General features: G+C 70.1%; 20 protein-coding genes. 6 read left to right on the forward strand and 14 right to left on the reverse strand.

Annotation, left to right across the window (positions count from 1 at the left end; translation table 11 throughout):
- Nucleotides 1-47: 47 nt before the first annotated feature.
- The 6 genes from C3K08_RS06925 to C3K08_RS06950 form a co-directional block, all read right to left on the reverse strand.
- Nucleotides 48-290, reverse strand: a complete 243-nt coding sequence (locus C3K08_RS06925; RefSeq protein ID WP_104990642.1) for a WGxxGxxG family protein — start codon at nt 288-290, stop codon at nt 48-50.
- 81 nt (nt 291-371) lie between these two features.
- Complete coding sequence (radA, locus tag C3K08_RS06930) at nt 372-1,721, reverse strand: DNA repair protein RadA (protein ID WP_104990643.1); 1,350 nt, start codon at nt 1,719-1,721, stop codon at nt 372-374.
- 5 nt (nt 1,722-1,726) lie between these two features.
- Nucleotides 1,727-2,002 carry a DUF2087 domain-containing protein gene (locus tag C3K08_RS06935; protein ID WP_104990644.1) on the reverse strand — a complete coding sequence of 92 codons (276 nt, stop codon included), beginning with the start codon at nt 2,000-2,002 and terminating at the stop codon, nt 1,727-1,729.
- A 180-nt stretch (nt 2,003-2,182) separates the two neighbouring features.
- Entirely contained in the window at nt 2,183-4,423 is a 2,241-nt protein-coding gene (locus tag C3K08_RS06940) for an ATP-dependent Clp protease ATP-binding subunit (protein WP_104990645.1), read from the reverse strand.
- A gap of 194 nt (nt 4,424-4,617) precedes the next feature.
- Nucleotides 4,618-5,895 carry a S41 family peptidase gene (locus tag C3K08_RS06945; protein ID WP_234008996.1) on the reverse strand — a complete coding sequence of 426 codons (1,278 nt, stop codon included), beginning with the start codon at nt 5,893-5,895 and terminating at the stop codon, nt 4,618-4,620.
- A 42-nt stretch (nt 5,896-5,937) separates the two neighbouring features.
- Complete coding sequence (locus tag C3K08_RS06950) at nt 5,938-6,690, reverse strand: fumarylacetoacetate hydrolase family protein (protein ID WP_104990646.1); 753 nt, start codon at nt 6,688-6,690, stop codon at nt 5,938-5,940.
- A gap of 23 nt (nt 6,691-6,713) precedes the next feature.
- Between C3K08_RS06950 and C3K08_RS06955 the strand changes: the two genes are divergently transcribed.
- Genes C3K08_RS06955 through C3K08_RS06965 form a run of 3 tightly spaced genes read left to right on the forward strand, consistent with a single transcriptional unit; the run spans nt 6,714 to nt 9,659 of the window.
- Nucleotides 6,714-7,334 (forward strand): NUDIX hydrolase, encoded by a 621-nt coding sequence (locus tag C3K08_RS06955; RefSeq protein WP_104990647.1) that lies wholly within the window; start codon nt 6,714-6,716, stop codon nt 7,332-7,334.
- 20 nt (nt 7,335-7,354) lie between these two features.
- Nucleotides 7,355-8,173: a hypothetical protein gene (locus C3K08_RS18415; RefSeq protein ID WP_234008997.1), complete on the forward strand. Its 819-nt coding sequence runs from the start codon at nt 7,355-7,357 to the stop codon at nt 8,171-8,173.
- Between the two features lie 10 nt (nt 8,174-8,183).
- A complete protein-coding gene (locus C3K08_RS06965) occupies nt 8,184-9,659 on the forward strand; it encodes an aspartate aminotransferase family protein (protein WP_234008998.1) in 1,476 nt (491 codons plus the stop codon).
- A 10-nt stretch (nt 9,660-9,669) separates the two neighbouring features.
- Here the strand turns inward: C3K08_RS06965 and C3K08_RS06970 are convergent, their stop codons facing one another.
- Nucleotides 9,670-10,182 (reverse strand): hypothetical protein, encoded by a 513-nt coding sequence (locus C3K08_RS06970; protein ID WP_104990649.1) that lies wholly within the window; start codon nt 10,180-10,182, stop codon nt 9,670-9,672.
- 113 nt (nt 10,183-10,295) lie between these two features.
- On the opposite strand from C3K08_RS06970, the gene C3K08_RS06975 reads away from it, so the two are divergent.
- Nucleotides 10,296-11,648: an acyl-CoA dehydrogenase family protein gene (locus C3K08_RS06975; protein ID WP_199776885.1), complete on the forward strand. Its 1,353-nt coding sequence runs from the start codon at nt 10,296-10,298 to the stop codon at nt 11,646-11,648.
- 94 nt (nt 11,649-11,742) lie between these two features.
- Here C3K08_RS06975 and C3K08_RS06980 read toward each other — a convergent pair whose 3' ends face one another.
- A complete protein-coding gene (locus C3K08_RS06980; RefSeq protein WP_104990650.1) occupies nt 11,743-12,207 on the reverse strand; it encodes a hypothetical protein in 465 nt (154 codons plus the stop codon).
- 139 nt (nt 12,208-12,346) lie between these two features.
- On the opposite strand from C3K08_RS06980, the gene C3K08_RS06985 reads away from it, so the two are divergent.
- On the forward strand, nt 12,347-12,976 hold the full coding sequence (locus C3K08_RS06985) for a MazG family protein (protein ID WP_104990651.1): 630 nt from the start codon (nt 12,347-12,349) through the stop codon (nt 12,974-12,976).
- Nucleotides 12,973-13,551, forward strand: a complete 579-nt coding sequence (locus C3K08_RS06990) for a CoA pyrophosphatase (RefSeq protein WP_104990652.1) — start codon at nt 12,973-12,975, stop codon at nt 13,549-13,551. The genes C3K08_RS06985 and C3K08_RS06990 overlap by 4 nt, the downstream gene beginning before the upstream one ends.
- A 57-nt stretch (nt 13,552-13,608) precedes the next feature.
- Here C3K08_RS06990 and C3K08_RS06995 read toward each other — a convergent pair whose 3' ends face one another.
- From C3K08_RS06995 to rsmH, 6 genes are all read right to left on the reverse strand, one after another.
- The gene (locus tag C3K08_RS06995) at nt 13,609-14,631 is read right to left on the reverse strand and encodes a DUF4384 domain-containing protein (protein ID WP_104990653.1); all 1,023 of its coding nucleotides are present in this window, start codon (nt 14,629-14,631) and stop codon (nt 13,609-13,611) included.
- Between the two features lie 182 nt (nt 14,632-14,813).
- Nucleotides 14,814-15,983, reverse strand: coding sequence for an ABC transporter permease (locus tag C3K08_RS07000; protein WP_104990654.1), 1,170 nt, complete (start codon nt 15,981-15,983; stop codon nt 14,814-14,816).
- Nucleotides 15,984-16,127: 144 nt separating this feature from the next.
- The gene (locus tag C3K08_RS07005; RefSeq protein WP_104990655.1) at nt 16,128-16,715 is read right to left on the reverse strand and encodes a 3D domain-containing protein; all 588 of its coding nucleotides are present in this window, start codon (nt 16,713-16,715) and stop codon (nt 16,128-16,130) included.
- Nucleotides 16,716-17,132: 417 nt separating this feature from the next.
- A complete protein-coding gene (locus C3K08_RS07010; RefSeq protein WP_104990656.1) occupies nt 17,133-18,500 on the reverse strand; it encodes a penicillin-binding protein 2 in 1,368 nt (455 codons plus the stop codon).
- The gene (locus tag C3K08_RS07015; protein WP_234008999.1) at nt 18,491-18,871 is read right to left on the reverse strand and encodes a hypothetical protein; all 381 of its coding nucleotides are present in this window, start codon (nt 18,869-18,871) and stop codon (nt 18,491-18,493) included. The genes C3K08_RS07010 and C3K08_RS07015 overlap by 10 nt, the downstream gene beginning before the upstream one ends.
- On the reverse strand, nt 18,868-19,791 hold the full coding sequence (rsmH, locus tag C3K08_RS07020; RefSeq protein ID WP_104990657.1) for a 16S rRNA (cytosine(1402)-N(4))-methyltransferase RsmH: 924 nt from the start codon (nt 19,789-19,791) through the stop codon (nt 18,868-18,870). Before rsmH ends, C3K08_RS07015 begins: the two co-directional genes overlap by 4 nt.
- Between the last annotated feature and the right edge of the window lies 1 nt (nt 19,792).

The raw sequence follows: 19,792 nt of genomic DNA on the forward strand, positions 1-19,792 counted from the left end.
GACAAAGCCGCCGCCCCTACGTGGGGCGGCGGCTTCATTTGTTCGGCTTAGCGGCGGGTCGTGTTGCTGGTGTTCACGACCGTCTGGGTGTAGCGCTTGCCCCCCAGCCCGGCGAGGCCCAGGATTCCGGCGAGGCCCAGCCAGCCCCAGTCGGTGGCAGAGTCGGTGGCCTCGGCGGGAGCGTTGGTGCCGGTGGTTTCGCCTTCGCTGCCGTCGGTCTGGGCGTATGCCGTCACGGGAAGGGCCAGCACGGCCGCCAGGGTCAGGGTCTTGAGCACGTTCTTCTTCATGAGGAGCAGTGTGACGCATCCTCCAGACGGGAGAGATGACGGTGCCTTGAGCAAACCTGTATGTGCGCGGGGCGGGGCCATTCAGGCGCCCGATTTCCACACCAGCCCCACCGCTTCCTCCACGCTGCGGACCCCCTCGCGCCCGTCCAGGCCGGGCGGCACGATGAGCTGGCGGTAGCCCGCGCGGGTCGCCTCCTCGGCGCGGCGCAGGGCGCCCTGGGTCGAGCGGACCTCACCCGCCAGCCCGACCTCCCCGAAGACCGCCACGTTGTCCGGCAGCGCCCGGCCCACGACCGCCGAGTACACGGCGAGCGCGACCGCGAGGTCGAGGCCGGGGTCGGGGACCTTCAGGCCGCCCGCGAGGTTCACGTACACGTCCAGCCCACCCAGCGTCAGCTCCAGCCGCCGCTCCAGCACCGCCAGGACCACGTCCACCCGGCGCGGATCGAGGCCCACGACCACCCGGCGGGCATTGGGGTAGGGCGTCTTGCTGGCGAGGGCCTGCACCTCCAGCAGCATGGGCCGCTGGCCGTCGATGGTCGCCGCCACGACGCTGCCGGGTACGCCGACGGGCCGCTCGGCGAGAAAGGCCGCCGAGGGATTTTCGACGGCGACCAGCCCCTCGCCGCGCATCTCGAAGACGCCGAGTTCTCCGGCCTGCCCAAAGCGGTTTTTCACCGACCGCAGGAGGCGGAAGGCCCCGACCGTCTCCAGAAAGACGGTGGTGTCCACGATGTGCTCCATCACCTTCGGTCCGGCGACGGTGCCCTCCTTGGTGACGTGGCCCACGAGGACGGTCGCGGTGCCCGTCTCCTTGGCGGCGCGGGTGAGCAGGGCGGTCCCCTCACGCACCTGCGCCACGCCGCCGGGGGTGCCGTCGCCCTCCACGGTGACGGTCTGGATGGAGTCCACGATGCACAGAGCAGGCTTGTGCTCGGCCATCAGCGCGGCGACGTGCTCGGCGCGGGTGTCGCGGGTGAGCTGAATCTCGGCGGTGACCCCCAGACGGTCGGCCCGCAGGCGAATCTGCTCCAGCGATTCCTCGCCCGCGACGTAGAGCACCGTTTGCCCCTGCCGGGCGAGGCGGTCGGCCACTTGCAGCAGCAGGGTGCTCTTGCCGATGCCGGGTTCGCCGCCGATCAGGGTGACGCCGCCCGCGACCAGTCCGCCCCCCAGCACCCGGTCGAGCTCGGGGATGCCCGTGGGCGTGCGGGGTTCCTCGCGCCGCCCCACGCCCGACAGTGGGGTGAGCTTGCCGCCGGTGACGCCGCCGTAGCCGCCCGCGCCGCCCGGCCGGGCCTTGCCGGTGGCGACCGTGGGCACCTCCTCCTCGAAGGAGTTCCAGGCCTGACAGTTCGGGCAGCGGCCCAGAGGCTTGGCCGACTGGTAGCCGCAGGAGGTGCAGACGTACTTGGTCGTGACTCTCGCCACGCGGCCTACCCGTTGGGCCTGGCGTCCGCCCGCCAGTAGTCGCCGCCCCCGGTGGCAAGATAGTCCCCGTCCACCAGCTCGGTCAGCAGCACGGAGGGGTCTTCCAGCGTGCTGTGGTCGTGCAGCAGCGCCGAGACCTCGTCCTCCGAGTAGCGGCGGCCCGGCTCGAACAGCCCGGTGAGGTGGTCGAGGATGGCGAGCTGGTGCGCCCGGCGGCGGTCGGAGGGCCAGCCGGTGATGCGGCCGTGTTCATCTTGAAAGGCGGCGATGCTTTTGGTCATGGGGGGCATGCTAGCGGGTGAGGGGGTGGGAGACCGTGGCGGGGGTGGAGACCCCTCACCCCGCTGCTTCGCAGCGCCCCTCGGCAAGCAGCTCTACGAGTCTCCCAGAGGTAGAGGGGAAAAGAAAAAACCCTCTCCCCAGGGGAGAGGGCCTCGCGCAGCGAGGGGTGAGGGGTCTTCTCAGGCCAGAATCTGCGGCGGCGCGGTCATTCCGCGCTCGAACTGGATGCCGTCCTCGCCCAGCACGACGCGCAGTTCCTCGCCCGCGTGCCCGAGGAGTTCCAGCGCCAGCGGGTCTTCGAGTTCCTCGCGGACCAGGGTGCGGAGCTGGCGGCTGCTTCCGACCGCGTGCTTGGGGCTGCGGGCCTTGAGCTTGCCCACCAGCCACGCGGCGATGGCCGGATCGAAGGTCACGTTCAGCTCGCGGCTGGCGAGTTCCTCGCGCATCTCGCCGAGAAGCTGCTGCGCCACCCGCACCAGTTCCTCCTCGCCCAGCGGCCGGAAGCGAATCACGTCGTCGAGGCGGTCAAGGAATTCCGGCGTGAAGATGTGCCGCAGCGGCGTGTTGGAGTCCTGCGTGACCGGGCTGAAGCCCACCGTCGGGTTGACGTTGAAGCCCGTGTTGCTGGTCATGATGATGATGGTGCGGCGGAAGTCCACCGTGCGGCCCAGGCCGTCGGTGAGGCGGCCGTCGTCCAGCACCTGCAGGAAGGTGTTGTACACGTCCGGGTGCGCCTTCTCGATCTCGTCAAGCAGGATCACGCTGAAGGGCTGGCGGCGCACAGCCTCGGTCAGGCGCCCGCCCTGCTCGAAGCCCACGTAGCCGGGAGGCGAGCCGATCAGCTTGGAGATGGAGTGCGACTCCTGAAACTCGCTCATGTCCACCCGGATCAGGCTGCGTTCGGAGCCGAACAGCGTCCGCGCGAGCGCCTTGGCGAGGTGGGTCTTGCCCACCCCGCTGGGACCGACGAACAGGAAGCTGGCCGCCACACGGGTGCGTCCACCCAGGCCCACGCGGGCGCGACGCAGGGCGCTGGAAAGCGCCTTGATCGCGTCGGGCTGGCCGTACACCTGATCGGTGAGCTGGGTTTCGAGGTCGGTGAGCTGCGCGGCCGACTCCTCGGAGTACACGCCGCCCATCGAGTTGATGACGCTCTCGATGTCCTCGCGGGTGACGTAGGGCTCGCCGTCTTCGGTCTCCGCGACCGGGAGGCCCACGCTCATGTTCAGGCGGACGCGGCTGGCGGCCTCGTCGATCAGGTCGATCGCCTTGTCGGGGAAGTTCCGGCCCGGCAGCGAGCGTTCGCCGATGCGGACGGCGAGTTCCAGCGCCTGCTCGGGAATTTGCACCCCGTGGTGCTCCTCGTAGCGGGGGCGCAGGCCGCGCAGAATCTGGAGGGTTTCGGCGGGGCTGGGTTCCAGCACGATGACGGGCTGGAAGCGGCGCTCCAGCGCGGCGTCCTTCTCGATGTAGCGGTGGTACTCGCCCGTGGTCGTCGCGCCGATGACCTGAATCTCACCGCGCGAGAGGGCGGGCTTGAGGATGTTCGCCGCGTCGAGGGTGCCCTCCGCGCCGCCCGCCCCGACCAGGGTGTGCAGCTCGTCGATAAAGGCCATCACCTTGGCGTTGCGGAGTTCCTCGATAATCTGCCGCAGCCGCTCCTCGAACTCGCCGCGGTATTTGGTCCCGGCCACGACGCCCGAGAGGTCGAGGCTGACCAGGCGGACGCCGTGCAGGTTGGGCGGCGTGCGCTTCTCGTGGATGGCGAGCGCGAGGCCCTCCACGATGGCGGTCTTGCCCACGCCGGGGTCGCCGATCAGGACGGGGTTGTTCTTGGTGCGCCGGGTCAGGATCTGGGTGACGCGCCGGATCTCCTCCGAGCGGCCGATGACGGGATCGAGCTTGCCCTCGCGGGCCTGCTGGGTCAGGTCGCGGCCGTACTCGTCGAGGAAGGGGGTGGCGACGGGCTTGGCCGCCTTGCCGGACGTGCCGCCCTCGCCCTGCGCGAGGACCCGCCAGCGAATGGTGTCCACGTCCTTGGTGAGTTCTTGCAGGATGCGGAAGGCCACCCCGTCCCCCTCGCGGATGATGCCGAGGAGGATGTGCTCGGTGGAGGTCACCTGGGCGCCGAGGTTGCGGGCCTCCGAGGAGGCGAGTTCCATCACCCGGCGGGCACGGGGGGTGATGGAGGGGGCGTCGTTGAGGCGGTTGCCCTCGCCCCGGCCGATGATTTCCTCGACGCGGCGGCGCAGGCCGTCGAGCGAGGCACCGAACTCGGTCAGGATGGTCGCGGCGGTGCCGCCTTCGCGCATCAGGCCGAGCAGCAGGTGTTCGGGGCCGACCATGGCGTGCCCGAGGCGGTTGCCCTCTTCGCGGGCGTAGTGGAACACGAGGCGGGCGCGGTCGTCGTATCGGTTCATGGAGGCTCCCCCCTGTGTCGGTGTCCGAGAGTGGGACGGGGCGAAGTCGTGCGGGGTCCGGGATTCAGAGAAGGAGGGCCGGGCAGGGCGGCGCGGAAGAAAACGGGATAGCCTGCCTGAAGTCTAGTCTATGGGCCGCCGGAGGCAGGAAACGCGGCGAAGGGTCACCATCTGGCTGGCCCGGACGGAGCCTCTCACGGCCCGCCCCCCGCCGCCGCGAGCCGCCGCAGCGCCGCCGACAGCGTGGTGTCCTCGCCCCGCGTGGTGAGCGCGGTGAGGTCGGCGGGCGCCGCCACGTCGGGCGTGAGGGCCGCGGGCAAGGGCTGCCCCGCCGCGTCGAAGGCCCGCAGCACGGTCAGCGAGAGCAGGTGCCCGCCCGGCAGCGGCAGGAACTGCACCCCGCTGTTGCCGACGCCGCGCGTGGCTTCCCCGACCACGACCGCCCCCGCCCCCCGCGCGAAGTGCGAGAAGACCTCGGCGCAGGAAGCCGTGCCCGGCCCGACCAGCACCGCCGTCGGGCCGCGCCACACATTCAGGTTGCCTGCCGCGGCACGGGCCACCGCCGGACGCACCTCCTGCCCGCGCACGCCGCCGTAGCTGGAGGTGCCCCCCTCCCAGCGCGACTGGTAGATCACGGGCGCGAAGACGCTCGCCGCCGCCACGCACTCGCCCAGCGAGCCGCCGCCGTTGTAGCGCAGGTCCACGACCAGCGCCGAGGCCCCGCCCGTCTGCGCCTCGGTGAGCCGTTTCAGGAACAGTTCGGAGCTGTCCTGCGGCAGAAAGCTGGGAAAGTCGATGACGGCGACCCGTCCCGCGCCCTCCGCGTTCACCCAGCCGAGGGTCGGCTCGTCGCGGGCTTGCAGCGGGGCCGTCTCCAGGGTGAGGTCGCGGTCGGGCACCCCCGCGCGGCGTAGGGTCACGGGGAGGGGGGCAGCGCGGCGCTCTAAGGTGACGAACTCGTTCGGGCCAAGGGGAAGGTTCTTGCCCCCCGCGTCCTTGCCGGGCACCTCGCCATTGACGCGGGTGAACAGGTCAAACTTGCGCACGCCCGCGAGGTCGGCGGGACTGCCGGGCATCACCGAAACCACCAGGAGTCCACCCACCACCCGCGCCGTCCGCACGCCCGTCCGGGGCACGGCGCGGTTCTCGCTGACCTCGCGCAGCCGCTCGGCCCCCTCCGGGTCGCGGACGTTGGTGTGGGGGTCGCCGAGTTCGGTCAGGAGGTCCCCCAGCACCGCGCGGGCGGTGGCGTAGTCGCAGGCGTCACCCTGGGGAGCGCAGCGCTCGGCCAGCACGTCGGCATAGCGCCGGGTGAGGTCGGCGCGGTCGGCGGTTGCCCAGCCGAAGTAGCGCGTTTCCAGGGCCTGGGTCGCCGACCCGTACAGGTCGGTCGCCGGACTCGCGCCCGCCAGCCCCAGGGACAGCGAGAGCGCGAGCGTCAGCACGCGGGAGGGGAGCGGGTTGTGGGACACGCCCCAGGCTAGCGCGGGGGCGGGCGGGGGAATCGTGCTGGGCTACCCGATGCGGGTGGTCAGCACGCCGATGCCCTCCACCTCGACCTCCACCGTGTCCCCGCGCGAGAGGGGGCCGACGCCCTCCGGCGTCCCGGTGAGCACCACGTCGCCGGGTTCCAGGGTCACGTAGCGGGTGAGGTAGGTCAGGATGGTGGGCACGTCGAAAATCATGTGGCTCGTTCGACCGTCCTGCCGCGTTTCGCCATTGATCCGCGTCATCACACGCACGTCGGCGGGGTCAAAGTCCGTCTCCAGCCACGGCCCCAGCGGGCAGAAGCGGTCGGCCGCCTTGGCGCGGAACCATTGCAGGTCGGTCTTCTGGCGGTCGCGGGCGGTGAGGTCGAGGCCGCAGGTATATCCGGCCACGGAGTCCAGCGCGTTCTCCGGCGTGAGGTCCCGTGCCTGCCGCCCGATCACCAGAGCGAGTTCACCCTCGAAGTGAAAGTTCTCGGTCCACTCCGGGTAGGCCACCGTCTCGCCCTCGGCGGCCAGCGCGTTCGGCCCCTTCAGGAAGATGCCGGGTTCCTTCGGCAGTTCGCCCGTGTCGTTGCCGAGTTCCTTGATGTGGTTGACGTAGTTGCGGCCCACGCAGACGATCTTGCTGGGTTCGGCGGGGGCGAGCAGGGTGGCGGCGGAGAGGGCCACCGTCTCCCCCGTCCGCTCGCCCGCCATGCCGCGCGTGAGGTGCACGGTGTCCCCTTCGAGTTCGCCCCAGGAAGGGGTGCCGCCGTGTGCGATTCGGACCAGACGCATGGGGCGAGGATATACGCTCGGCCATGCCTTCCCTCGCCCAGCTCCGCGAACTCCAGTCCATCGCCCAGGCCGGGCTGACCTACACGCGCGACCCCTACGACCGCGAACGCTTTGCGCGGCTGCTCGCCCTCACCGCTGAATTGCTGGCCGAAGGCACCGGACAGACGCCGGGGGAGGTTCACGGACTGCTCCAGATTGAGCGCGGCTACCTCACCCCCAAGGTGGACGTGCGGGCCGTCGTGCTGAACGCGGCGGGCGAGGTGCTGCTCACGCGTGAGCGGGTGGACGGCCTCTGGAGCCTGCCGGGTGGCTGGGCCGACCCCGGCGACAGCCCCCGCGAGGTCGCCGTGCGCGAGGTCCGCGAGGAAACGGGACGTGAGGTGCGGGCGGTGCGGCTCCTCGCCCTGCTCGACAAGGACAAGCACGCGCATCCGCCCGGTCTGTGGGCCGTCTACAAGGCTTTTATCGCCTGCGAGTTGCTAGCGGATGTGGCCGCGCACCCCGACAACACCGAGACCCTGGAGAGCGGCTGGTTCGCGCCGAGCGACCTCCCACCCCTGTCGCTGGGACGCAATCTGCCGGAGCAGGTGCGGCGGATGGTGACGCTGTGGCGGGAGCCGGGGCTGGGTGTGGACGTGGATTGAGGGACGGCTACACTCCCGCTATGCCTCCCCACCGTCCCGTCACCCCCGCGCAGCGCGACCTCGACCGGGCCATCCGCGCCGCGATCCGGGCAGATGGACGCATCGGGCACGCTCTCGCCTACGGCAGCTTCACCCAGGGCACCGCCGACGCGTTCAGCGACCTGGAGTATTACGTGTTCCTGTCGCCCGCCGAGCTGCCCGGCTTCGACGTGCGGGCGTGGCTGGAGGGGGTGGCCCCGGTGCGGCATTTCGTGCTGAACGACTTCGGGACGCCGAATGCCGTGATGGACGGCCTGATCCGGGTCGAACTGCACGCCGAGCCGGAGACCGCGCTCTTGGGGGTGGAGGGGTGGCCCAACTGGCACATGAACCCGGCGGCCATGCTGGTCAAGGACCGGGACGGCCGCCTCGCCGCCCATCTCGCGGCGCTGCGGGCAAAGGATCAGCCGCAGCCGGAGGACGAAGCCCAACTGATCCACGACCGCCTGCTGAACTGGCTGGTCTTCGGTCTGAACGTGCTGGAGCGCGGCGAACGGGTGCGGGCGCTGGAGCTGCTGGGGTGGGTGCGGGGCGGGCTGCTGCGGCTGGCGCGACTGGCCGAGGGAAGCACCGAGCACTGGCTCACGGCCTCGCGCCGGGCGGAGTGGGAGCTGAGCCAGGGGACGCTGGAAAGATACGCTCTCCTGACCGGAAGGCTGGACGAGCTGGAGGGGCTGTATGCCGAGGCGTGGCATTGGATGCAGGAACTCACCGAACGGGTGCTGGGGCTGCGGGGCGCGAGTCCAGAGCTGGCGCGGGAAGTGGGTGGCCGCCTGGGTGGGCTGCAACGGCGGCGCTAGACTGCCGCGCGTGACTTCCCTTCCCCCCGCCCCACTCCCACCGGGCTTCATCCGCGCCGGGGACGTGCTCGATGAACGCCTGAGCGCCGCGCAGGTGCGGACGCTGGATCAGAGATACGGCAACGAGGAACTGCTCTACGGTCTGGGCCTGCTGGACCTCGCCGGGCCGTTCTACCGGGTCTCGCCCTGGGAGATGGAGGACGAGCAGGGCGTGCGGCGCATCAACGCGTCGGGCTACGCGGCGGTGCCCTTCGGGGATATGCCGCCCGTCATCACCAGCTTCCTGCACGAATTTCTGGACAGGAACCGGGCGCTGAGTCTGCCGCAGCAGTCCAGCTCGCCGTGGCGGGCGGCCCTCCAGACCAACCTGGTGGGGCTGCTCTCGCGCGAGCTGCCCTCGCACGCCGACTCGCAGGTCTTCTTCTGCTCCAGCGGCACCGAGGCCATCGAGGGGGCGTTGAAGTTCGCCAAGGCGTGGCGGCCCAAGGCCAAGTACTACATCTCCTTTTCCAGCGGCTATCACGGCAAGACGCTGGGGAGCCTCAGCCTCACGCCCAACCCGGAGTATCAGGACATTTTCCGGCCGCTGGTGCCGGGCGCGGTCACGAGTCCCTACGGCGACCTGGAGGCGCTGAAGCAGCTCGTGACGCGGCTGGGGCCGGACAAGGTGGTCGCGGTGGTGGTCGAGCCGATTCAGGGCGAGGGCGGCGTGAACATTCCCCCGCCGGGCTTCCTGCGCGGGGTGGGCGAGCTGTGCCAGAGGTACGGCATCGTCTGCATCGCGGACGAGATTCAGACGGGGCTGGGCCGCACCGGGCACTGGTTCGAGTCGGCGGCGCAGGGCCTCGACCCCGATATTGTGACCCTCGCCAAGCCGCTGGGCGGCGGCATGACGGCGGTGGGCGCGACCATCGTGCGGCACGAGATCTACAAGAAGATGCTGGGCGGCCTGAGCTCCAAGCGGCACTCCAACACCTTCGGCGGCAACGCGCTGGCGATGGCCGTGGGCCTCAAATCGCTGGAGTACCTCGTCGAACAGGACCTCCCCGCCCGCAGCGCCCGCCTCGGCGAGATAGGGCTGGCGCGGCTGAAGGCCTTGCAGGAGGAGTACCCCCGCCTCTTCGAGAACGTGCGCGGTCAGGGCCTGCTGCTGGCGATGCAGTTCCGGCCGATGGTGGGCGTGCCCCTGCCCGGCCTCCTCCGGGAGATCGTCTTCGAGGCGACCGCCATCCTCGCCCTGCGCGAGCTGCACGCGGCGGAGGTGATGGCAAACCTCAGTCTCAGCTCCAAGCGCACGGTGCGGCTGACCCCGGCGCTGGACATGCCGGAAGAGCTGTTCCGCACCATGCTGGGCCGGGTCGGGGTCTTCGCGGGCCGCAACCCCGCCTCGCGCCACCTGCTGACGAACACCCCCCCGGCGGTCACGGCGCGGCTGGCGAAGTTCGCGGCGAGCAAGCCGAAGAAGCGGACGGAGAGCGACGGGTAGACGAAACCCCCTACGCCAACCCGCACGCCCGCTGCACCAGCACATGTACCTCGTCGCGGCCCATCCGGCGGGCACGGAGGGGCAGGTCGGTGGGCAGCTCGGAGAGGCCAGGCACCAGCGGCACGAAGCGGAACTCCGGGCGGGCGATCAGGTCGCGGGCAGCGGTGAAAGCGAGCACCGCGTCGAGTCGCAGTTCGTAGTGGGCGTTCAGCTCGGCGCGTAGGGGGTCGGGGTCGCCCGCCAGCAGGGCGATCAGGGCGGGGTGGGCGACGAAGCCCTCGTCCAGCGCTTCGGTCACGCGCGGTACGTCCAGCAGCAGGGCCGCGCCGGGGATTGCATACCCGCTGATGCGGCGGCGGCACGTTTCGGGGAGGTCGCCCCGCACCCCTGTCACCTCGCGCCCCACTCGCACGGCACTCGCCAGGTACGTCCAGAAGCGCCCCAGGCTGCTGTAACGGGCCAGTTCCACGTACCCGGCGGGCCGGGTGGGCAATGGGCGGGTGGGCCGGAGGGGGGCGGTCACGCCCGCATGCTAGTCGCGCCTACCACTGGGACACGGAGTCTCAAGGCCGGGTGAACGGGGCCTGGGGTGAAAGGCCCCAGTCTGAACAACTTGCACCGGGTACAAGGGGAAGCATGACCAATCCAGCCACCCTCCAGGCGATGCTCGCGCACCTCGACCTCGACGCCCTGACTCGGCTGGGGCAGAAGGTGGACCTGCCGGGCCTGCTCTCCAGCGTGTCGCAGCTCAACGACGGCCAGCTCAAGCAGCTCGCCCGCACCCTGGGCGGCGGCGGGGGCCGCACCGCCGACCTGCCCACGCCCGACGGCGACTTCTACGGTCAGTTGGGCCGCCTGACCCCCGAGCAGCGGGAGGTCCGGGGGCAGGTCCGCACCTTCATGACCGATCAGGTGCGGCCCATCATGAACGTGTACTGGAACCGCGACGAGTTCCCCCGGCAGCTTATCCCCGAGCTGCGAAAGCTCGACCTCGTGCGCCGGGTCTGGAACGAGGACGGCACCCGCAAGCCCGACGCCACGCTCGTCGAGGGCCTGATCACCCTGGAAGCCTGCCGGGTGGACGTGTCGACCGCTGTATTTTTCGGGGTGCACGCGGGGCTGGCTTTCGCCTCTATCGCGCTGGGCGGCAGTGAGGAGCAGAAGGCCGAGTGGCTGCCCAAGATGCTCGACCTGGAAGCCATCGGCGCCTTCGGCCTGACCGAGCCGGAGGGCGGCTCGCAGGTCAGCCAGGGCATGCGGACGACCTGCCGCCGTGACGGAGACAGTTGGGTCCTGAACGGCGAGAAGTACTGGATCGGCAACTCGCCCTTCAGCGACTTCACGGTGGTCTGGGCGCGGGACGAGGAGACGAACGAGGTGCGCGGGTTCATCGTGCGGGCGGGGACTGGGGGCTACCGGGTCGAGAAGATCGAGGGCAAGACGGCGCTGCGGATCGTGGAAAATGGGCACGTCTTCCTTGAGGACTGCCGGGTGCCCGAGGCTGACCGCCTGCAAGCGGTGCGCGGCTGGCGCACGACCGCCGAGGTGCTGCGGCTCACGCGGGCGGGCGTGGCGTGGCAGGGAGTGGGCTGTGCACTGGGCGCCTACGAGCTGGCGCTGGGGTACGCGCAGACCCGCGAGCAGTTCGGCAAGCGCATCGGGGAGTTCCAGCTCATCCAGAACCACCTCGTCCACATGCTGGGCAACGTGACGAGCATGCTCGCGCTGGTCCTGCGGCTCTCGGACATGGCCGACGCGGGCGAGATGAAGGACGAGCACGCCTCGCTCGCCAAGGTGGTCACGGCGGCCCGCTGCCGTGAGACGGTCGCGCTGGCCCGCGAGACCTTCGGCGGCAACGGCATCCTGCTGCAAAACGGGGTCGCCAAGCACTTCGCGGACACGGAGGCGATCTACTCCTACGAGGGCACCAACGAGATCAACACGTTGGTGGTGGGCCGGGCGATCACGGGATTCAGCGCGTTCGTGTAAAGCCTTTTCAAGAAGGCGGGCTCCCAGCATCTGAACTGGGAGCCCGCCTTCTTGGATTCGTTCGTCGAGATCAGCCTGGCGACCCCGACAGAGTTCAGGGCAGGCGCTGCACGAGCTGGTCATACAGAAAGTTGGCCGCGTCGTGCTGGTGCTGCCACAGGGTCAGCAGCCCGAACTGGTCCTGCACGGTCACCCGCCGCCCCGCCGGGAGGTCGAAGTCCAGCCGCGCGGTGAGCTTGGCCCACGGCACCAGCGATCCGGGCGCGATCAGGATGGGGCTGACCTTGATGACGCCGGGCGTATTGGGGTCCGCGACGATGGTCGCCCCCGGATAGCGGCGCTTGATCGCCCCGGCCGAGTCGCGGCCCATCGCGGCCAGGATGCCGGTCCGCTGCTCGGCGCTGAGCAGGTTGGGGTTGCCCTGAATCTGGGGCGCCAGGATCGCGTAGCGGGCGGTCGAGAGGGTCTGGGCGTTCCAGGCGTTCGCGGCCTGAGCACCCGCCGGGGCGGAGGACAGAGCGAGGGAGACGAGGGCCAGAGGCAGGAACACTTTCTTCATGCGGCCCAGTGCAGCACGCCGCACCTGACGGACGGTGAAACGGGCGTGAGGGTGCCGCCGTCACGTTCGCTGCAGGATGCGGACTGACCCCGCCCCAGGCGACAGAACCCGGCGGGCGATTCGCCCTAGCATGGCCCCCATGCAAGAGCTGCTGACCACCCTGCGCCGCCTGCGTGCCCCGGACGGTTGCCCCTGGGACCGCGAGCAGACCCACGAGTCCCTGCGCCCCTACCTGCTGGAGGAGGCGGCCGAAGCTGTGGACGCCGTGTCCGAAGGTCCGGACGCCCTCGCCGCCGAGTTGGGAGACGTGCTGCTGCAAGTCGCCTTTCATTCGGTCATAGCGGAGGAGGCTGGCACCTTCGACTACGCGGACGTGGAGCGCGGGATTGTAGACAAGCTGGTGCGGCGGCATCCGCACGTGTTCGGGAACGTGCAGGTCGCGGACGCGGAGGAGGTCGTCACCAACTGGCAGGCGATCAAGGCGGCCGAGCGAGGAGGGCAGCCCCGCCGCGCCGCCGACCGGGTGCCCGCCGCGCTGGGGGCGCTGGCCCGCGAGACTCAGGCGCAGAAGCTGGCAGGGGACGCGAGGGGGGAACGCGGCGAGGTCCGGGGAACCCTGGACCGGGCACCCGACTCCGCCGAGGGGGTGGCCGAGGTGCTGGCCGCCACGGTCGCCTGGGCACGCTCGCTGGGGGTGGACGCGGAAGTCGCCCTGCGCGAGCACACCCAGGCGCGGCTGCTGGCCCTGCCCGACTCGGAGGAAGGATGACCGACCCGGCCCCCGATCCTCTGGGCGCCGTGCTGGAGGACCCCTGGGCGCTGTGGGTCGGGCAGCGCACCCGTGCGTCCCTGCATCTCCCCGACTTCCGCCGTGCCGCCGTCCTCGTGGGGCTGACCCGCGAGGCCGATCCCCGCGTGCTGCTCACGGTGCGCTCGGCGGACCTGCCCACCCACCGGGGCCAGATCAGCTTTCCGGGGGGCAGCCTCGACCCTGGCGAAACCCCGGTGCAGGCCGCCCTGCGTGAGGCCGAGGAGGAGGTGGGCCTCTCCCCCGCCGACGTGACGGTGCTGGGCGAACTCGACGACGTGTTCACCCCGGTCGGCTTCCATGTCACACCTATCCTGGCCCGCATTCCGGCTGAACCGAGACTTACCCTGAGTGCGGAGGTGGCCGAGCTGCTGCTGCCCACGCTGGGCGAGTTGCGGGCCGCCCCCCTGGTGCGCGAGATGCGGCATCTCCCCGGCGGCGAGCGGGTGCCCCTCTACCGCTATCCCTGGCGCGGCCACGACATCTGGGGGATGACGGCGCGGGTGCTGCATGACCTGCTGGGCGAGGGGCCGTAAGGGCACACCAAAACCCCCACCGACGCGGGTGGGGGTCTGGGCTAGTCCCTCGCGGCTTTAGCGGGCGGGGGTGATGGTGATCTGGGCGTTGCGGGTGACGTTGTAGGTGTTCACAAAGGTGCGGTAGCCGGGGGCGATCAGCACGACCTCGTGGCTGCCGCGGGGCACCGACACGCTCAGGACGCCGCCCTGGATGGTGCCCACCTCGCGCCCGTCCACGAACACGCGGGCGCCCGCCACGTTGCTGCGGATCGACAGCGTGAACTGGTTGCTCACCACGGGGGCCGGGGTCACAGCCTGGGCGAAGTCCACGTTCAGGTTGGTGGTCACGCCCGCCCGCACCGTGATGGTGGTGGTGAAGTCGCGGAAGCCGGGGGCCTGCACGCGCACCGGGTAGGTGCCGGGCCGGATGTTGCTGAAGGTGGTGTTGGCGCTGCCGAGGCGCTGGCCGTTCAGGGTCACGGTCGCGTTGGCGACGTTGGTGCCCACGAACAGGCTGCCCGTCTGGACCGGGGTCTGGCCGACGACCGTGAAGAAGGCCGTGTCGGTCACCCAGCTATTCTGGGGAATGGGGTTGACCACGATGCTCAGAGCCTGCGCCAGTTGGTTCTGGCCGCGGGCCGACACGGTGGCGAACTGGTCTTGCTGGGTCTTGAAGGTGCTGATCTGGTCGAGGTCCAGCTCGGTCAGGCTGGCGAGCGCGAGCACCTTGTTCAGACCGAGGTCCTCCCCGACGGTGAAGGTGAAGTTCGCGCCTGGACGGGGGAAGGTCACGGTGGTGTTCGCCTTGACGAAGTTGTTGCCGCCGAGGCGGTTGGGGAGAATCTGGGTGACCTCGCCGTTGGCGTCCACGTTAAAGAGGTAGACGTAGGCGTCGCGGTTCACGCTCGTCGAGATCGAGATGTTCTCGCCCACGCGGTAGGTGGGGTTGGCGTTGCCGCTCGTGTCCTTGTTCACGCGCACGCTCACCGAGAGGGCAGGCTGCGCGGGGTTCACGATGATGCTCTGGGCGCTGATCTTGGGGGCCGCAGCCGCAGTGCCGAGGAGCATCGCGGCGGGGATCATCAGAAGCTTCTTCATGGGTGTACCTCCGAGACGCAGGCTACGGGGGTCTCCATGACGGGCCATGAGCGGGCACACCCCGAAACTTAATGGTGCTTCAGCCTACGGTCAGTTTGTGTGGAGGCAGCGGGGGCGGTGCTTTGCGGCACCCGGTTTGCCACGCTGAGGCTGGTGAGGTCACTGCCCCACCGAACTCCAGATCAGCGGATAATCCGGGCCGGTTCCACCCCCGCCGCCCGCCGGGCCGGGATCAGGGCCGCGAGCAGGGTGGTGCCCAGCCCCACCGCGTTGACCCACAACAGATCGGTCCAGCGCACCTCTACCGGCAGTGCGGTGATGAAGTAAAGGTCGCCCGGCAACTGGAAGGGCCGCACGGTGAAGTACAGGCTGATGCCCAGCCCCAGCAGGTTGCCCAGCAGCAGGCCGCCCAGCCCCAGCACGGCTCCCTCGATCAGAAAGACCCGCGTGATCAGCCCCCGTGTGGCCCCGATGGCCCGCAGAATGGCGATCTCCTGGGTCTTCTCGAACACGGCCAGGGTCAGCACGTTGGCGATCCCGAAAGCCGCCACGATCACGATCAGGAAGACCACAAAGGCGATCACGCGCTTTTGCAGGGCGAGCTGGTCAAGGAGCGTGCCATACAGGTCCTGCCAGGGCAGGGAAGCATAGGGCCGCAGCCGGGTCAGCTCCTGTCCTACCTCGCGGGCCAGGTCCGGGTCACGCAGCCGGAGTTGGTAGCCCGTGACGTTGCGCGTGCCCTGGAGGGTCTGGAGGGTGCCGAGACTGGTAAAGGCGTAGCCCGAGTCGATCAGGAAGTTCCCCGTGCTGAACACCCCCACCACCCGCAGGGCCGCCCGGCGCTGGGTGCTATTCAGCAGCCGGACCTCGTCGCCGGTAAAGGCGCCCACGCTGCGGGCCAGGGCCTCGCCCAGCAGGATCTCGTTCTGACCCAGCCCGCGCAGCAGCCGCGCTTCCTCCGGCCGCAGCCCCAGAACCTCGGCGGCGGCCGGAGTCACGCCGAAGAGGGTGGCGAAATCCACCCCGGCGGCGCGGCCCTCCCCGGCTGGGCGGGTCAGCAGCCCCTTGTCGCCCACGAAGGGCACAAAGGCGGTGACGCGCGGGTCCGAACGCAACTCAGCTTCCAAACCCGCGTCCCGGCCCGAGGGCGCGTAGGCATTCAGGCTGAGGTGGGGGCTGGCCCGCAGCGTGGCGTCCACCAGGGCGCGGGTAAACCCGTTGGTGAGGCTCAGGGCCGCGATCAGCACCATCACGCCCACCGCGATCCCCAGCACCGTGAGCACGTTCTGTGTCCGCCTCCGCGCGAGGTGCGCCCTCGCGACGGTCCAGGCGAGGTCCGGGGTCCGGCTCATGGGTGGGCCTGCGGAGTCAGGACGGGCGAGCAGAAGGTCTGAATCACGTCTGGGGACGATAGCAGCTTCGCCCCGGCCCGCCCGGCACGGCGAAGGGCGCGGGGCCTCCGGAGAGACTTCCGCGCCCTGACTGGGAGCGAGGGATCAGCGAACGGCAGTGATGCGGACCTGCCGCGCCCCGAACTGCAGGGCCTGGCTGCGGGTGCCCATCCAGATGTCGATGCTGTTGGTCTTGCGGGCGGCCATCGTGTCCTCGACGTAAAAAACCCGGCCCTTGAGCAGGTGGTTGTACTTCCCGCTCAGGTCCTCGATGGTGATGCGGCTGCCGTAGGGAAACATCCGCAGCAGGTCGCGGCTGAGAGCCACCACGCCGGGGCGGGTGCGGGTGCCCGTCGCGGTGATGAAGGGGGTGGAGTCGGTCTGCGCGGCGAGGCTGTTGTAGGCCGTTGCCCGCGCGATCACGCTGCGGCCCGTGCGGGTACGCTGGGCCAGCACTTCCTGCGCCTGCTCGATGGCCTGAGCGCGGGTCTGGGCGGCGGTGGGCTGAACCGGAACGGACTGGGGGCGGGCTACCGGCGCCGCCGCGACCACTGGGGCGGGGGCCACCTCGGGCGCGAGGGCTTCACGCACGGCCTGGGCCGCCAGGGCCGGAGCAGGAAGAGCGGGGGTTGCAGCAGCGGTGGCAAGGGCGGCCAGCAGGGCCGTCGGCAGCGAACGAACAGATTTCAGCATGCATTCTCCTGCGGCCGCACACGCAGGGCGGCGCGGCCGGGTAAGGTCTGGAAGAGGGCAAGCCGCAAGGGGCTTTCTTCAGGACTGAGCCTAAAGACCAGGAATGGGAGCCTTCTGTGAAAGTTGGAGAATGTCTCTCATTATTACATGGGTTGGAAGTGACACGCTGATCCTTGGTCGCCGAAATTTAGCCTTCCACACATAGAAACCGAGATGAGCAAACCTCTAACTCTCTCATTCATATTTTCATGAAGTTTTGGAGGTTTTCCCCGTTTTGCGCCGCCAACCATCCTTGAGACCGAGGAAGCGGGCGGCAATGGTGGAGCCTCTTCCACTTCGTCCAGGTCGTAAAGAAGGCCAGCTCACGGTGGGCTGGCCTCTGAACCGAAGGTGAACTTGGAAACCCTCAGGAAGTACTCAGGGTTTGGCCTCTTCGTCCTTCTCAGGAGGGGGCGGGGTGGGGGCGGCTCCCCAGCGGGAGAGGAGGTCGGAGGCGATGTCGCGGTAGATGGGTGCGGCGAGCTGGGAGCCGTGGTAGCCGCGCTTGGCGCCGTGGGCCATGACCGCGATGGTCACGCGGGGGGTATCGGAGGGATACGACACGATTCCGGCGAAGGTCGAGTCGTAAAGGCTGCTGGAGTAGCCCTGGGCGCCCAGCGATACCTGCGAGGTGCCGGTCTTGCCCATCAGGTCGTAGCCGTTCAGACCCGCCTGGGTGGGAATGGCCTCCTTGACGACCTCCTTGAGGATGGTGCGGGTCGTGCGGGCGGTGGCCGGGCGCAGCACGTCGCGCCGCTCCCCGGCGGGTTCGCCCTCCACCAATCGGGGGGCCACGTAGCGGCCGTCGTTGGCAAGCACGTTGTAGGCGGCGGCAAGCTGCAGGGTGGTGCTGCTCATGCCCTGCCCGAAGGCGTTGGTGGCCCGCACCAGATCGTTCCAGTTGCGCAGCGGTTGCAGGCGCCCGGTACTGCTGGTGACCGTGGGCAGCTCGGCATAGTCCCCGAAGCCGTAGGCGCTGAGGTACCCGCGCATTCGCTCGGGGTCGAACTTCTCGACGATGTGGCTCATGCCCACGTTGCTGCTGTAGCGCAGAATCTGGCGGGTGGTCAGCCGCCCGGGGTGGTCCACGCTGTCCCCGATGGTGCTGCCCCAGCGCTCGCCCACATAGCGGCGCATGGGCGTGTCGTACACGGTGTTGGGGGTGGTCAGTCCCTCGTTGAGGGCGGCGGCGACCACGAGCGCCTTGATCGTCGACCCCGGCTCGTACACGTCGAGCAGGGGTCGGTTGCGCCGGGTCTCGGCCGAGTACACGCGCCACTTGTTGGGATCGAAGGGGGGGTAGCTCGCCGCGGCGAGAATGCGTCCGGTACGCGTTTCAAGCACCACCACCGAGCCGTATTGCGCCTCGTGCTCGGGAACGTAGCGGGCGAGCGCGGCCTCGGCGGCGGACTGGGTGGCGGGGTCGAGGGTCAGGCGCAGGGGCTGGCCCGCCTCCAGGCTGCGGTTGTAGGCGGCTTCGAGACCCTCCAGGCCCTCGGTCGCGCCCATCATGCCGAGCACCTGTCCGGCGAGGGTGCCCTGGGGATAGACCCGCTCGCCGTCCACGCTGCGGGCGAGCACGGTGCCGTCACGGGCCACGATGGGGCCGCGCGACTGCACGACCGAGCGCTTGACCCCCTGCGGCACGCCCCATTCGAGCTGCGCGTAGGCCCACACCAGGGTCATGAACAGCGCCAGCGCGATCAGTTGCATCCAGCGCGAGCGACTCTGGATCTTCACTTCCATTCGGTCTGCACCTCCAGCGTGGTCCGGGGAGTCAGGGGGTCGGGAAGGGGCACGGCCCCGAAGCGCCCGGTCGTCGTGGGTGATCCGGCGAAGCGGCGCATGCCGTTGGCAAAGGCCCAGTCACGCACCCGCGCCGAGCCGGTCAGGGTCTGCACCCGCAGTTCCAGCTCGTCGCGCTCGGTGGTGAGCTGCGCCTCGCGGTCTTGCGCGGCCCGCAGGGTGGGGCGCACGTCCTGGGTCAAGGCCCGCGCCCCCACCAGCAGCAGCGCGAGCGCGAGGTAGATGGCGAGGTAACGCACCGCCCGCGCCCGCCAGGTGGCGATGCTCACGTCCAGCCGCGAAAGGTCGGGCAGACGCCTCCAGATGGTCACCGGGCCACCTCCCGGCCCGCCACCTCGTCCGGGCTGAGCTTGCGGGCCGCGCGGAGCTTGGCGCTGCGGGCGCGGGGGTTGCGGTCCTGCTCCTCTTCGGAAGCCTCGACCGGGCGCTTGGTGAGCGGCTCAAGGCCCGCCGACCCCCGCAGGAAGCGTTTGACGATGCGGTCTTCGAGGGAGTGAAAGGAGATCACCGCGAGGCGACCCCCCGGCGCGAGCACCGCCTCGGCGGCGGCGAGGCCGTCGCGCAGGGCGCCGAGTTCGTCGTTGACGTGGACCCGCAGGGCCTGAAAGGTGCGCCGGGCCGGGTGAATGCCCCGCGAGAAGCCGGGGTAGGCCCGCTTGACGAGGTCGGCGAGGGCCACCGTCGTCTCGATGGGCGCCTTTTCACGGGCTTGCACGATGGCACGGGCGATGCGCCGGGAGTGGCGGTCCTCGCCGTACTCGTAGATGATCGCGGCGAGTTCTTCCTCCGGCAGCGTGTTCACCACGTCGGCGGCGGAGAGGCCCGACTGGCTCATCCGCATGTCGAGCGGAGCGTCGGTGTGGTAGGAAAAGCCGCGCCCGCTGTCGTCGAGCTGAAAGCTGCTCACGCCGATGTCGAGCAGCACGCCGTCGACCTGCGACACGCCGAGGCTAGACAGCAGCTCGGGCAGGTCGCGGTAGTTGCCTTCCACGACCGTCAGGCCGGGAAGGGCGGCTTCGCGGGCGCGGTTTAAGGCATACGGGTCTTGGTCGATGCCGATCACGGACGCGCCCGCCTCCAGCAGCAGGCGGGTGTGTCCGGCGCCGCCCAGGGTGCCGTCCACGATGACGCGGCCGGGAGCGGGGGCGAGAGCTTCGATGACCTCGGTCGCCAGGACCGGGATGTGGGAGAGCGTAGGGGGGGACAGGTCGTCGGGGGGCAGGGTTGTCATG

Source organism: Deinococcus sp. NW-56 (assembly GCF_002953415.1).
Classification (GTDB): Bacteria; Deinococcota; Deinococci; order Deinococcales; family Deinococcaceae; genus Deinococcus.

Bases quoted from the DNA above. Each gene is read 5' to 3' on its own strand.
- C3K08_RS06925 (WP_104990642.1), bottom strand. From the start codon at position 290: ATGAAGAAGAACGTGCTCAAGACCCTGACCCTGGCGGCCGTGCTGGCC.
- C3K08_RS06935 (WP_104990644.1), bottom strand. From the start codon at position 2,002: ATGACCAAAAGCATCGCCGCCTTTCAAGATGAACACGGCCGCATCACC.
- C3K08_RS06940 (WP_104990645.1), bottom strand. From the start codon at position 4,423: ATGAACCGATACGACGACCGCGCCCGCCTCGTGTTCCACTACGCCCGC.
- C3K08_RS06950 (WP_104990646.1), bottom strand. From the start codon at position 6,690: ATGCGTCTGGTCCGAATCGCACACGGCGGCACCCCTTCCTGGGGCGAA.
- C3K08_RS06955 (WP_104990647.1), top strand. From the start codon at position 6,714: ATGCCTTCCCTCGCCCAGCTCCGCGAACTCCAGTCCATCGCCCAGGCC.
- C3K08_RS18415 (WP_234008997.1), top strand. From the start codon at position 7,355: ATGCCTCCCCACCGTCCCGTCACCCCCGCGCAGCGCGACCTCGACCGG.
- C3K08_RS06975 (WP_199776885.1), top strand. From the start codon at position 10,296: ATGACCAATCCAGCCACCCTCCAGGCGATGCTCGCGCACCTCGACCTC.
- C3K08_RS06980 (WP_104990650.1), bottom strand. From the start codon at position 12,207: ATGAAGAAAGTGTTCCTGCCTCTGGCCCTCGTCTCCCTCGCTCTGTCC.
- C3K08_RS06985 (WP_104990651.1), top strand. From the start codon at position 12,347: ATGCAAGAGCTGCTGACCACCCTGCGCCGCCTGCGTGCCCCGGACGGT.
- C3K08_RS06990 (WP_104990652.1), top strand. From the start codon at position 12,973: ATGACCGACCCGGCCCCCGATCCTCTGGGCGCCGTGCTGGAGGACCCC.
- C3K08_RS06995 (WP_104990653.1), bottom strand. From the start codon at position 14,631: ATGAAGAAGCTTCTGATGATCCCCGCCGCGATGCTCCTCGGCACTGCG.
- C3K08_RS07000 (WP_104990654.1), bottom strand. From the start codon at position 15,983: ATGAGCCGGACCCCGGACCTCGCCTGGACCGTCGCGAGGGCGCACCTC.
- C3K08_RS07005 (WP_104990655.1), bottom strand. From the start codon at position 16,715: ATGCTGAAATCTGTTCGTTCGCTGCCGACGGCCCTGCTGGCCGCCCTT.
- C3K08_RS07010 (WP_104990656.1), bottom strand. From the start codon at position 18,500: ATGGAAGTGAAGATCCAGAGTCGCTCGCGCTGGATGCAACTGATCGCG.
- rsmH (WP_104990657.1), bottom strand. From the start codon at position 19,791: ATGACAACCCTGCCCCCCGACGACCTGTCCCCCCCTACGCTCTCCCAC.